This window comes from Clostridium zeae (assembly GCF_017312485.1).
GTDB classification, from domain to species: domain Bacteria; phylum Bacillota; class Clostridia; order Clostridiales; family Clostridiaceae; genus Clostridium_AR; species Clostridium_AR zeae.
Genome location: NZ_BMBA01000003.1, coordinates 45,426 through 59,708, shown reverse-complemented (window position 1 = coordinate 59,708; position 14,283 = coordinate 45,426). Strand labels below are relative to the sequence as shown.

Here is a 14,283-nt window from a genome sequence, read left to right as displayed (position 1 = left end):
GATCGATATATAGTAAATACAATTTATAACGGAATTGATAGCTAATAATATCTTTATGAATCAACGATATATAAATTAAACACAGTTAAACCTTTACATAAAAATGCAACAAAACATATCAAATATATTTGTAAATGCAATAAAAAAATCAGTTAATTATTCCAAAAACAATTCTATCGATAATAATTGACAAGCTTCGTTGCATATTCTATAATTAAATAAATTTAATAAAAACGAACTAAATTACTCGTATATCCCTTGGATAAGGCAAGGAGTCTCTACCGGAAACCGTAAATTCCCGACTATGAGTGAAATTGGTATTCTATAGTATTTTATAGCGTATTAACTTCACTTTGAGTTAATAGGCTTTTTTTGTTTTTATTTATAAAATTACCACAATATAATACATAATTTGCAAGTTGGCTTGCAAGAAAATATAAAAATGAAATTTATTATTTAAATTAGGAGGATCAGTAATGGCTACAATATGGAAAACTGGATATACCTTTGACGACGTACTTCTTGTACCACACAAATCAGAAATATTACCTAATCAGGTTGAAACAAAATCACAACTTACAAGAAAGATAAGACTTAATATACCACTAATAAGTGCAGGTATGGATACTGTAACTGAAGCAAAGATGGCTATTGCAATGGCAAGAGAAGGTGGCATAGGTATTATTCATAAGAATATGTCCATAGAAGAACAAGCTAAAGAGGTTGATAGAGTTAAGAGACAGGAAAATGGAGTAATAACAAATCCAATATTCCTTTCAAAGAACCATACTATAAGAGAAGCAAATGAACTTATGGGTCAGTATAGAATCTCTGGAGTGCCAATAACTGAAGACGGAAGACTAATTGGAATAATAACTAATAGAGATATATTATTTGAAACAAACTTCGAAAGACCAATAGATGAAGTTATGACTAAGGAAAACTTAATAACTGCACCAGAATTGACTACAATAGATGAAGCTAAGGAAATACTTAAGAAACATAAGATAGAAAAGCTTCCTTTAGTTGATAGTGAAGGCTTCTTAAAAGGTCTTATAACTATAAAAGATATTGAAAAAGCAAGAGTATTCCCAAATGCAGCTAAAGATGAAAAAGGCAGACTTTTATGTGGAGCTGCTGTAGGGGTTACAGGAGATATGGTAGAAAGAGTTGAAGCTTTAGTAAAAGCTCAAGTTGATGTTATAACAATAGATACAGCACATGGACATTCAAAAGGTGTTATAGATGCAGTAAGTAAAATAAAGAGCCTTTACCCTGAATTACAAATCATAGCTGGTAATGTAGCTACATCAGAAGCTACAAGAGATCTTATAGAAGCTGGTGCTGATTGCGTTAAGATAGGTATAGGACCTGGATCAATCTGTACTACAAGAGTTGTTGCAGGTGTTGGGGTACCACAACTTACAGCTGTTATGGATTGTGCTGAAGAAGGAAGAAAGCATGGAGTTCCAGTTATAGCTGATGGAGGAATAAAGTATTCAGGAGATGTAGTTAAGGCTTTAGCTGCTGGTGCTGGTAGTGTTATGATGGGTTCACTTCTTGCTGGTTGTGAAGAAGCTCCAGGAGAAATGGAAATATATCAAGGAAGAAACTATAAGGTTTATAGAGGAATGGGTTCACTTTCAGCTATGGCTGCTGGAAGCAAGGACAGATACTTCCAAGAAGGAAGCAAGAAGCTTGTTCCTGAAGGAGTAGAAGGAAGAGTTGCTTATAAGGGATATTTATCAGAAACAGTATTCCAAATAGTTGGTGGAATAAGATCTGGTATGGGATATCTTGGTGCTAAGACTTTAGAAGATTTATTTGAAAATGCAAGATTTGTAGTTCAAACTTCAGCTGGTCTTAGAGAAAGTCATCCTCATGATATAAACATAACTAAGGAAGCTCCAAACTATAGTGTAAATCAATAAGATTTTAATAAATAGGACATAAATGCAGGGTGTGCTAAAATATAACGGTTGTAAATTATATAGACCTTATGTAATATTAATATCATGATTTATGCATAGCAAAAGGCGAGAGTAGTTTTATAGATATCATATTTAAGATGGAAGCTTTCTAATAATGCAGAGCAGTGTTATAGAATTTAAAGTGTCTAAAGTTTGATATCTATAGCTGTTTTAGATAAATGGTACGTAAAGTTAAATTTTGAAAACTATCTTTTATAAAAGTATTTTAAATTTCATACCTAAAATGGAGGATACAAATGAATAAAGAAATTGTTTTGGTAGTGGATTTTGGTGGACAATATAATCAGCTTATCGCAAGAAGAGTAAGAGAATGCGGAGTATATTGTGAAATCATACCTTTCACTTATGGAGTGGAAAAAATAAAAGCAAAGAACCCAAGTGCTGTAATATTCACTGGTGGTCCTAACAGTGTTTATGGAGAAGATTCTCCATCAATCGATAGCGAAATATTCAATCTAAACATACCTGTTCTTGGAATATGCTACGGAGATCAATTAATGGCTCATATTCTTGGCGGTAAAGTTGATACAGCTCCAGTTAGAGAATACGGAAAGACAAATGTAAATTTAGATAGTACTTCAAAACTATTTAAAGGCATAGAAAGTGCTGAAACATGTTGGATGAGTCATACTGACTACATAGCTAAAGCTCCAAAGGGCTTTAAGATAACTGGTCACACTGATGTTTGTCCGATTGCTGCTATGGAAAATGAAGAAAAGAAGCTTTATGGAGTTCAATTCCACCCAGAAGTAGAACACACTCCATTTGGTAAGAAGATGCTTGAAAACTTCCTTTATGACATATGCGGACTTTCAAAGACATGGTCAATGGCTTCCTTTGCAGAAGAAAAGATAAAAGAGATAAAAGAAATAGTTGGAGATAAGAAGCTTATCTGTGCTCTTTCTGGTGGAGTTGATTCATCAGTTGCAGCGGTGATGGTACATAAAGCAGTTGGTAAGCAATTAACTTGTATATTCGTTGATCACGGTCTACTTAGAAAAGACGAAGGCGATCAAGTAGAAAAGATCTTCAGCGAACAATTTGATATGAACCTTATAAGAGTAAATGCTCAAGAAAGATTCTTATCAAAGCTTGCAGGTCAAGCAGATCCTGAAACTAAGAGAAAGATAATCGGAGAAGAATTCATAAGAGTATTCGAAGAAGAAGCAAACAAAATCGGAGATGCTAAGTTCTTAGTTCAAGGAACAATATATCCAGACGTAGTTGAAAGTGGTACTGGTACTTCAGCTGTTATAAAGAGTCACCACAATGTTGGAGGACTTCCAGAAGATATAGATTTTCAGCTTATCGAACCATTAAGAGAATTATTTAAAGATGAAGTTAGAGCTGTTGGTGAAGAGCTTGGAATACCTCATAACTTAGTATGGAGACAGCCATTCCCAGGACCAGGACTTGCAATAAGAGTTCTTGGCGAAGTAACAGAAGAAAAGCTTCATATAGTAAGAGAAGCAGATGCTATATACAGAGAAGAAATTGCTCTTAACGGTCTTGAAGGCAAGATATGGCAATACTTTGCTGTTCTACCTGACATAAGAAGTGTAGGGGTTATGGGAGACGAAAGAACATACTGTCATACTATAGCACTTAGAGCAGTAACATCTTCAGACGGAATGACTTCAAACTGGGCTCATATACCATATGAAGTTTTAGATAAAATATCAAGAAGAATAGTCAACGAAGTTCAAGGAGTAAACAGAATTGTTTATGATATAACTTCTAAACCACCAGCAACTATTGAGTGGGAATAAGATATATAAAGTTCGCAATCCTTATAAAATAAGGATTTGCGAACTTTTTTATGCTTTAAGTATAGTTCAAATATTGTAATCAGCGCAATTGAGATGATATGGAAAACAATGCATCAACCAATCGGTCAATATCGGTATAGCTGTTAAACAGTCCTATTGAAGCTCTAGTAATACCACATCCTTCACCACTTTTATACAAAGAAAATGCCTGTTCATCAGTAAGCCCAAGCAAATCTTGTACATATATATTAGCACCATTTAGACCAGAGGCTATATCAATGCCGTAGCTATAGCCAAGCCATTGAGCTAAGGTGCGGTATGACAGCCCCCTAAGATTGAAGGATACAAATGGGGTTCGTGGGTTACTATATACGTCTCCGTAAAGAATCAGATTGGGGATCTGACTTAAGCGTCTAATAAGGTAGAGGTATAAGCCTTGTTCCCACTCTTCAATATTCTTAATACCAAGCTCTTGAATAAAACGGATCGATGTACCTAAAGAGATGATACCGAGGAAGTCTGGGTATCCAGGTTCATATCTACCTGGAGAAGGTTTATATATAATCTGCGAACTGCTTACAAATTCAGTAATACTGCCTCCATATAGTAGCGGTTTATATTGATTTAAAAATGCTTTGTCTCCAACTAGAACTCCACCGGATTGCCCAGTGTAAAACTTATGTCCGTCAAAGGTAACAAAATCAATGTGGGAGGCATCATCGTGAGGCTTCATGCTAAAGGCTTTATGTTGTACAAGCTGTACTGCGTCAACTAGTATCTTAGCTCCGTGGTTATGGGCCATTTTAGCCATATCATAAAATGGGGGAATTATACCTGTTATGTTTGATGCTCCAGTTACAGCCACCAACTTAATCTTTCCGCTATATTCTTCAAGCTTGGCTGTATAGTCATTCATATCCACGTTTCCTTCCGAAGTTAGGTTGACAAGCACAGTCTTCATCTTTTCTCGGAAGGGAAGATAGTTAGCCATATGTTCCATCTTCGTAGTTAAGATGATCTGATTTGGGTCGCTTTCATAATAAGCCTGACTTAGGAGGTTGATGGCTGTAGTTGTGTTTGAGGTGTAGATAACAGTATCTAGAGAGGAATCGGCACCAATAAAGTTCATTACGATATCTCTGACTTGATTATATTTTAATGCGAGCTCTTCTGATAAAGCATTGGATTCAATGCCATACGAGTAAATAGGAAGAATTTTGTATAATTCTTGAATTACTGGTTTTGACACTAAAGGAGTTGCGGCATTATTTAAATACACCCTATTTGTAAGGCCATAGTGGGTGTTTATTAGAGTGTCTGTTCCAAAGAAATAGTCCCGTAGATTGAATAGCATAAAAGTGCACTCCTTTGATAAGTAATATTATATAATATGCTTAGTATTAAGGAAATGCCCCAATGATAGTGTTAATAAGTGAATTAAGTTATGGAAGTATAAAGATAGATGGGATAGATGTTAGAAAGTAGGACTTAGAAGTCTTGAGGGAAAAATTAGGGTATTATCAGGTGGTGTAATGAGAATATAGAATATGGAGAATTGTAGGCTAATAAAGTTATTGTGTTAAGTGATTGTAAGATTGTAGGCATAGGAACTCATGATAAATTGCTAAGTGTATGATTCTAACCACACTATTGTAGTTAAGTAAAAATTATAAACTATACTAAACATGAAGTCTAATCAATACTGTCTCTTAAGTAAATTATCAGTGATACTTGGAGTAGATCAGTTTATTGTAGCATTTGCCAATTATTGAATAAAATCTTTTTAACATATATAATAAAAACTATAAATCGACTACATTAAAGTATTGAGCATGATAATAAGCAGATATTTAATCTGAAGGGGGAAACTTATGAGAAGATATAATGAAAAGGTATTCATAGGTATTATAAGTTTTATAATCTTAACATTAACAATTACCTTTTTTATGTTATATAGTCCTTTTGATAAAAAGAAAGACAAGGTAGCCAAAAGCAATAATGGTGGAGAAGGCTGGAAAGCAGATACAAGTCCTATAACCTTTGATTGGTACATTGACTTTTCATGGTTTACAACTAAATGGGGCACTAATCCTGTATCAAAATATGTTACACAAAAGACTGGTGTTAACTTGAATTTTATAATCCCAAGTGGAGACGAAACGCAAAAATTGAATGCTATGATTGAAACAGGAAAATTGCCAGATCTCATTACCTTAAGTGCTGGGGATGATGGGTACAAAAGAGTTATACAAAGTGGATTTGCCTTGCCCCTTGATGAATTATCGAAGAAATATGATGTATACTTTACGAAGGTTGCAGATAAGCAAAAGCTGGAGTGGTATAAGCAGGATGATGGGCATGTGTATTGTTACCCGAATTTTTCTAATACTGTAACTGATGCAGATTATAAAGAGGACAAACCTTCAAATCAGGCTTTTTTGGTTAGAAAAGATATTTATGAGGCTATAGGAAAACCGGATATGAGAACACCTGAAGGCTTTTTAAGTGCACTTGAAAAGGCTAAAAAACTATTTCCTATGGTTAATGGACAAGAGCTAATACCTATAGGATTTCATGAGTTTACTGACTCTGGTAACCTTTCGCTAGGGACAATTCTACCTAATTTTTTAGCAATACCTTGGGAAAAGGACGGAAAAATATATGATAGGGAGACTGATAAAGAATATATTAGGTGGTTAAAAACTTTAAGAATAGCTAATGAAAGAGGACTATTATCAAATGATATTTTTATAGATAAAAGAGCTCAGATGGAAGAAAATATTACAGAAGGAAGATATTTTGCGCTACTTTATCAAAGCTCTGACATGGCAGCTCAGCAGTTAAAACTGTATTCTAAAGATAAAAATCAAATTTATATGGCAGTTGATGGACCTGCTAATTCCAAGCTTGACCAGCCTAAATTAGCAGGAGATAGTATTTCAGGATGGACGGTTACATTAATTTCAAATAGATGCAAGAATCCAGAGAGAGCTATACGTTTTTTAAGCTACTTAATCAGCGAAGAGGGAAACAGAGATTTATATTTGGGCATTAAAGGACTTACATGGGATGAAATTGAAGGGAAAGAGCAGTTTAAACCAGAAGTCTTGGACTTATTAAATAAGGATAGAATTGCATTTGATAATAAGTATGGAGCAGCAAATACTTATTGGATGCTAGCAGATGATAATCTACAACAAAAATGGACACCTCCGAGTGGTGAGCCAATCAAGGAAATAAGCGAGTGGGCTAGAGGAAAAACCTATAATTACTCTTTATTTGATGATATTAGTCCCTATGGAGAAAATGAGGAAGGAAGCGCTTTAGCTAGAATAAATTCTAAATGGCAAAGCACCTTAAAGAATCTGCTTATTGCTAAAAGTGATAGTGAGTTTGATAGTATTTTAAATGAATTTATTACTTATAGAAATGCACAAGGATGGGATAAGATACAAGAATATAAACAGCAAAGATATGAAGAGAATAAGAGAAAGTTGAATTTAGTAGGAGTAAAATAAATGATAAAATTTTTGATTAAAAAGCTTATAAGTATATTTATGAATAAAAGTTTAATGAAAAAGTTAATTATAACTTACATACTTATAATCGGTATTCCTATATTAATTTTCTCTTTCTATACATTTGATGAACTTTCTGAAAATGCTAAGCAGGATACAATAAATAGGGCTAACTATGATCTCAGTAATGAATACGACAGTGTTGAAAAAAATGTTTATATAATGAGAAATATAATAAATTCTCTGGAAGCGAATAATGAGTTGCTTGGATATCTACAAGGGGATATGCAAGACTCCAAAAAATTAATTGATTTTAAGGATACAACATATAAGCAGTTAATAAGTCTACAAAATAGCAATCCAACAATAAAACAGATAAACATTTTCACTAAAAATGCAAATATGAGAGAGTTATGGCCTACGTTTTATAGAGTGGATAGAGTTACTCAGAATGATTGGTATAAAAAGACTATTGAAAAAAGTGGAGCTGAATATTGGAATATAAATCATTATGACAATGATATAAAGATTAATTCAGCTTATAATGATGAATCTAAAGATTTAGTGGTTTCTCTTAATAAAAATATTGAATACCCATATAATAAGCTTTTAGGAATTAGCAGAGTAACTATGCGTTCTAAAGACTTTTTTCCAAAGATGTTTCAAGAAGATATGATGAAAAGTGGACAAATATTCTTTGTAAACAAAGAGAGTATGGATATAAAAACAGATAAGAACAGTTTTTTGCTGAAAAACTCTAAATTTAATATAGATAAGCTTGGAGAAGACATAAAAGATAAATTAGTATCTGAAAAAGGTCAAATAAATTATAATCAAGGCAAAGAGCATTTTATTGTCTTGTACAAAGAGTCTCCAATACCTAATAATTACTTATTAAGTGTAATATCCTTGAACAATATCTCACAAGGAATAAAAAAATCTAGGCTTTTACTAATATGGAACTCTTCACTTTTACTTATAGTATTATCAATTGTTGTTTATTATGCAACTAAGACGATACTTAAGAGATTGTATAAAATTATAAATGCGGTTAAGCAGGTAAGAAGTGGAGATTTGATGCCTAGTATAGAAGTGTATGGTAATGACGAAGTAGGTATACTTGCACATAACTTTAGGCAAATGATGAAGACTATCGATGTACTAATTAAAGACAGTATAAATAAAGAAATAATGACTAAGGAAGCGGAATTGAAATCATTGAAAACTCAAATAGATTCTCATTTTTTATATAATACTCTTGAAAATATAAGAATGATGGCATTAGTTGAAGATAATTTTCTTGTATCTGATTGTTTAGCTTCTTTAGGCGATATGATGAGATATAACATGAAATGGAATAATGAATTTGTGCTATTAAGTGAGGAAATAAAACATATCAATAATTATGTAGCTTTAATGACTTTAAGATATGATTTTGAAATAATTTTAAAAATTGATATTGAAGAACAATTTCTTAAGATACCAATATTAAAATTTACTATTCAGCCATTAGTAGAAAATGCAGTGAAGCATGGTCTTTCGGAAAAACTAAGAGATGAAAATGGGAACATAACTATATCTGTAGAGACAGATGAAAAATATCTATACTTAAATGTAATAGATGAAGGAAAGGGAATGGATGAAAAACAAGTACAAGCCTTGCAAAGTCATATAGACGGAAATACAGACAAAAGTTTTGGAGTTGGACTTAAAAATGTAAATGACAGGATAAAACTTTTTTATGGTAATCAATACGGTATTGTTATAGAAGCAGAAGAGAATAGCTATACAAAGATGATACTTAAGCTTCCTAATAAACAGAAACAATCTAGTTCCTAATGTAAATTATTAAAAGCTGAAGATGAAGTTTAAAAGTCTAGGTTTGGGGGGGATAAATGTGTATTCAGTTATGATTGTAGATGATGAACCAATTATCCGAAGAGGATTAAAAAAGATAGTGAATTGGGAGGAGCTTGGATTTAAGATTATTTGCGAAGCACGAGATGGAGAAGAGGCACTAAAACTATTATCAGAACATAGTATAGATTTTATTATTTCAGATATTAAGATGCATAAAGTAAATGGAATCGAACTATTAAGAGCAATAAGGGATATGAATTTAGATACCTTAGTAGTACTATTAAGTGGGTATGATGAATTTTTGTATGCGCAAGAAGGTATAAGACTTGGGGCTTTTGATTATATACTAAAACCAATAGATGCACAAAAACTTAAAGATATACTGATTAATGCCTACAAAAAACTTAAGATGAAGGAAGAAAAGGAGTATGAATACAGCATAAACAAAATTATATCTGGAGAGAAAATACTGTATGATCTACTACGAGGAAAAAATTTGATTATGCTTGATGAGTATATCTCAAAGTATAATTTACCTTTAGTTAAAGGGAAAATTCAGGTAGCAATAGTGGAAATCAATGATATTGTTATTAGTAAAGAAGACATAAGTGAAAGCATTGAATGGAGTTACTTAGAAAAGAGCTTTCAAGCTATAATTGAGCAAGAATTAAAGAAATGTGGTATAGAGTGTTTTCATATTTTAGATGAAGAACTTGGGAAAAAGATTATTATAGTACAAACAGAAAAAGAAATTGAATTACGAGCTTTTAATGAAAGTTTTATATTGGCTCTAAAAGATATACTTAGAAGAGGTAATGAAGAGTTAGAAATTAAATTAAATATAGGAATTGGCAATTCTTATAATCAGATATATAGTATTCACAAAAGTTACCTAAATGCAAAAGAAACCTTAAAATATAAATATGTATTAGGCACCAATAGGACAATTCACATAAGTGAATTGGTAGAGACGAGACAAGAAAATTTTGTTTACCCAATTGAAAAAGAAAAGGAACTTATAAACTCAATAATCTTGGGGAAAGAGGAATCTTTAAATATGCTTCAGCAGCTAATTAAAGAAATAGCTAAAATATTGAATTTTGACATTTTCAAGATTAATATTGCCTTTACTCAGATTGTATATAATATTTATAATAATGTTTTAAAAAAATATAGTTTTTTAGAAGACTTATATGATTTAAGTGAGCTCGTTAAAATAGGGTTCTTAGGTGTTGAAACCTTAGAAGATATTGAAAAGCAGCTCACAGATAATATTAAAAAACTTATAGATGTCATAAGTGAATATAATTTGAATAAGAACGATAATGTAGTTCAAAAGGCCTGTGAATATGTGTTAAACAATATAGATAAGGATATTACTTTAACAGCTATGGCGAGTTATTTAAACATCAGCAAGAATTATCTATGTTCTATATTCAAGCAGCAAACAGGAGAAAATTTCTTAGAATATGTAACGAAAGCTAAGATGGAGAGAGCAAAAGTATTATTAAAGAGGCATGACTATAAGGTATATGAGGTAAGCGAAGTTTTAGGCTACAAGGAAACTGCGTACTTTAGTAAACTCTTTAAAAAGCATACCGGGTATAATCCAGCTGAATATAAAAAGTGCAGTTTGTAAATAAAGAGAGATTCTATATTAATTTATAGAGTCTTTTTTTAATTGGGTTAGTTGCTTTTTATGTAAATGTTTAAATTGAGTAATTTTGTAATACTCTATCGTAATTTTCTACCATTTTAGTAAAATACGGATTAATATATCATAAATACTGAAGAAAGAAATCAGGGGGGATTGGAATGAAGAAAAAATTAATTTCAGCAGTATTAGTAAGTATGATGGCTGCAAGCTTATTTGGATGTGGCTCCAAAGCTGACGATACTTCGAAAACTGCGGATTCATCAACAAAAGGAAATGTAAATTTAAACGTTTGGATAATGCCTAATAGCGGAACTCCAGATAAAGATTTTATGGAAGTTATACAACCTTTTCTAGACAAGAATCCTAATATAAAGGTTACACCTACTGTATTAGATTGGGGATCAGCTTGGACTAAGATTACTGCAGCAGCAACTAGTGGTCAAGCACCTGATATCACTCAGTTAGGTAATACATGGGTTTCAGCTGTAAGTGCAATGGGAGCATTAGAAGATTTAACTCCAAGTTATAAGGATTTTGGAGGAGATGAAGCATTTGTAAAGGCTACACTAAGTACAACTGGCATAGAAGGTAAGAAGGAAAGATATGCAGTGCCTTGGTTTGTAGATACAAGAGCTATTTACTACAGAAAGGACGCTTGTGAAAAAGCAGGAGTAGATCCTACAAAGGACTTTAATACATGGGATAGCTTTAAGGCTGCATTAAAGAAGTTAAATGGAGTAGAAGTTAATGGTAAAAAGATGGCTGCTCTTGGAATGCCAGGTAAGAATGACTGGAATGTTGTTCATAACTTCTCATGGTGGATATGGGGAGCAGGCGGAGAATATATTAAAGATGGTAAGGCAGCAATAAATTCGCCTGAGTCAGTAAAAGGTATTAACTACTATGCAAGCTTAGCTGCAGATGGTCTAATGCCAAAGGCTGCTCTAGAAAAAAATTCATCTGAAGTTGAAGCTTTATTCAATAGTGGTGAATATGCAACTATTATCTCAGGTGCTTACCTTGCACAAACAATAAAAACTGAATTTGCTAAGGATAGCACTAAATCTTTAGATCCTAAAAAGGTTGGAGTTGCTATAATTCCAGAAGGACCAAAAGGCAGATATGCATTCTTCGGTGGAAGTGATCTAGCAATATTTAAATCTTCAAAGAACAAGCCAGAAGCTACTAAGTTACTAGCTTACCTTTCATCAGCTGATGCACAGGTAGCATATGCTAAGAAACATGGTAATCTACCAACTAATGCTAAATCATTTGATGACAAGTTTGTAACAGATGATCCTATGTTATCAGTATTCAAGCAACAGTTACAATATGGTAAATCATACCCTTCAATCCCAGGATGGGCACCATCAGAATCATTGTTACAAAAAGGTTTATCAAATGTATGGGATAACGTAATGGGTGTTAATGGCGCATATGATCCTGCTAAAAATCAGAAAGAGTTAGACGCAGCAGCTAATGATGTTAATGCAGTTCTAAGCCAACAACAATAATAGAAGTAACAATAGTTAATTAAATTATACAGGGGTGTCCCCTGTATAATTTATATTAGATATATAGGTCGTTATAGGAGGTGCCACATGGAAATAGAAAAGAATCCAGCCATACGTACAAGGCGTGAGAATAGCATTATAAAAAATATACGAAAAAATAAATTTGCATATGCACTTATAGCACCAGCAGTAATTGCAATGGTAATCGTACAACTTATACCTATGATACAAGGATTATATTTTTCAGTACTTAAACTTAATCAGTTTACATTAAAACAATTTTTAAACGCACCATTTGCAGGCTTTGATAATTTTAATAAGGTTTTGTTTGACACCTCAAGTAATATGCGTTCTGGATTTTTAGAGGCACTTAGAAATACAGGAATATATGGATTTATTTGTAGTGTCTTAGTTATAGTTTTGGGACTGGCATCAGCTATGGTAGTTAATAGAGAATTTAAGTTTAGAGGAATTGCAAGAACTTTATTATTAACTCCTTGGGTTGTGCCTTCTTATGTAGTAGGTATGTTGTGGGGATTTATGTGGCAGCAAGATACAGGAATTATTAATAGAATATTGGTAGATTGGCTACATATTCTTCCAACCAAGCCTTTCTGGCTTACTGGACCTAATGTACTTCCTGCAATAATAATACCTACAATATGGAGAAATGTACCACTTGTAATGATAATGCTACTAGCAGGACTTCAAAGTATATCTGACGATTTTTATGAAGCAGCAGAAATAGATGGAGCAAATGCAGTTCAAAAGTTCAGAAATATAACCTTACCATTACTTAAACCGGTAATTGGTATTCAAATGCTTTTTGGAATGATTAATTATATATATTCTTATAATATTGTTTCAATGATGTTTGGACATGGTGCTGGATATCCAGGTAAATGGGGAGATTTATTGATGACAAATATTCAGAGAAACTCTTTCCAAACATGGAACTTTGGTACTGGTGCAGCAGCTACTATTGTAGTAATGATATGTGTTCTTACCCTTGTGTGGATATGGTATAGAGTATTTAGAGATAGTTTGGTGGTGGATGAATAATGGCTACAAGTTACGTACAAAGTGTTAAAAGAAAAAAGAAAGCAAAGCATATTGCAGCAAATATTATTCTAGTTATACTAATAATAAGTAGCGTATTTCCAATAATTTGGATGGTCTTAAGTTCATTAATGACTCAAGGAGAATTAGCAACAGGTACTCTAGGAAAGCCGGTTAACTGGCATAATTATATTGAAATGTGGCAAAACATAAATTTCTTTGCGTATCTTAAGAACAGTTTAATTATTTGTGGAGTTACTACTTTAGTTACGTTAGCCTTGGCAATTTTTGCTGGCTATGCAGTTGCAAAATACAAATTTCCTGGTTCAGGTATTTTCGGAGGAACAGTGCTTGCTACACAAATGATACCAGGTATGATGTTTTTATTGCCTCTTTATATAATGTTTATTAAGATTCAAGAAAACTTTGGAATAAGAATAGTGAATACATATCCTGGAGTAATAATTACTTATTCAGCATTCTTTATTCCATTTAGTATATGGATTTTAAGAGGATTTTTTGCAACTATACCAAAGGAATTAGAAGAAGCAGCTCGAATAGATGGATGTTCAAAATTTGGAGCCTTAGTAAGAATAATATTACCTATCTCAACTACAGGCATTATTGCCACTGGTATATATATTTTTCTAATGGCTTGGGATGAACTGTTATTTGCGTGGGTACTAACTACAGACATTTCTACTCAAACAATTCCAGTTGGAATAAGACTTTACGTTGGTAATTACCAAAACAGATATGATTTAATGATGGCAGCAAGTGTTGTAACAACAATTCCAGTTCTAATAATGTTTTTTACGCTTCAAAAGAAGTTTATTAGTGGTATGACAGCAGGAGCAGTTAAAGGCTAAATATTATTTGAAGATAAAAATAGGGATTTTAAATTAAATCCCTATT

9 protein-coding genes and 1 riboswitch are annotated in these 14,283 nt (G+C 32.6%); of the genes, 8 read left to right on the top strand and 1 reads right to left on the bottom strand.

Going from position 1 to position 14,283, the window contains the following annotated elements; all coding sequences use genetic code 11:
* The first annotated feature begins 227 nt into the window (after positions 1-227).
* A riboswitch (purine riboswitch) is annotated at positions 228-325 on the top strand.
* Positions 326-476: 151 nt separating this feature from the next.
* Both guaB and guaA read left to right on the top strand, forming a co-directional pair.
* On the top strand, positions 477-1,931 hold the full coding sequence (gene guaB / locus J3477_RS15085; RefSeq protein ID WP_206870798.1) for an IMP dehydrogenase: 1,455 nt from the start codon (positions 477-479) through the stop codon (positions 1,929-1,931).
* A gap of 296 nt (positions 1,932-2,227) precedes the next feature.
* On the top strand, positions 2,228-3,760 hold the full coding sequence (gene guaA, locus J3477_RS15080) for a glutamine-hydrolyzing GMP synthase (RefSeq protein ID WP_206870797.1): 1,533 nt from the start codon (positions 2,228-2,230) through the stop codon (positions 3,758-3,760).
* A 79-nt stretch (positions 3,761-3,839) separates the two neighbouring features.
* On the opposite strand, the gene J3477_RS15075 is transcribed toward guaA, so the two are convergent.
* Positions 3,840-5,114 carry an aminotransferase class V-fold PLP-dependent enzyme gene (locus J3477_RS15075; protein ID WP_206870796.1) on the bottom strand — a complete coding sequence of 425 codons (1,275 nt, stop codon included), beginning with the start codon at positions 5,112-5,114 and terminating at the stop codon, positions 3,840-3,842.
* A 517-nt stretch (positions 5,115-5,631) separates the two neighbouring features.
* On the opposite strand from J3477_RS15075, the gene J3477_RS15070 reads away from it, so the two are divergent.
* From J3477_RS15070 to J3477_RS15045, 6 genes are all read left to right on the top strand, one after another.
* Positions 5,632-7,278 (top strand): extracellular solute-binding protein, encoded by a 1,647-nt coding sequence (locus J3477_RS15070; protein WP_206870795.1) that lies wholly within the window; start codon positions 5,632-5,634, stop codon positions 7,276-7,278.
* Entirely contained in the window at positions 7,279-9,117 is a 1,839-nt protein-coding gene (locus tag J3477_RS15065) for a sensor histidine kinase (protein WP_206870794.1), read from the top strand. It begins immediately after the preceding gene.
* 58 nt (positions 9,118-9,175) lie between these two features.
* On the top strand, positions 9,176-10,777 hold the full coding sequence (locus J3477_RS15060) for a response regulator transcription factor (RefSeq protein ID WP_206870793.1): 1,602 nt from the start codon (positions 9,176-9,178) through the stop codon (positions 10,775-10,777).
* Between the two features lie 176 nt (positions 10,778-10,953).
* Positions 10,954-12,309: a sugar ABC transporter substrate-binding protein gene (locus tag J3477_RS15055; RefSeq protein WP_206870792.1), complete on the top strand. Its 1,356-nt coding sequence runs from the start codon at positions 10,954-10,956 to the stop codon at positions 12,307-12,309.
* A gap of 87 nt (positions 12,310-12,396) precedes the next feature.
* The gene (locus J3477_RS15050; protein ID WP_206870791.1) at positions 12,397-13,371 is read left to right on the top strand and encodes a carbohydrate ABC transporter permease; all 975 of its coding nucleotides are present in this window, start codon (positions 12,397-12,399) and stop codon (positions 13,369-13,371) included.
* Positions 13,371-14,237 carry a carbohydrate ABC transporter permease gene (locus tag J3477_RS15045; protein ID WP_206870790.1) on the top strand — a complete coding sequence of 289 codons (867 nt, stop codon included), beginning with the start codon at positions 13,371-13,373 and terminating at the stop codon, positions 14,235-14,237. Before J3477_RS15050 ends, J3477_RS15045 begins: the two co-directional genes overlap by 1 nt.
* The last annotated feature ends 46 nt before the right edge of the window (positions 14,238-14,283 follow it).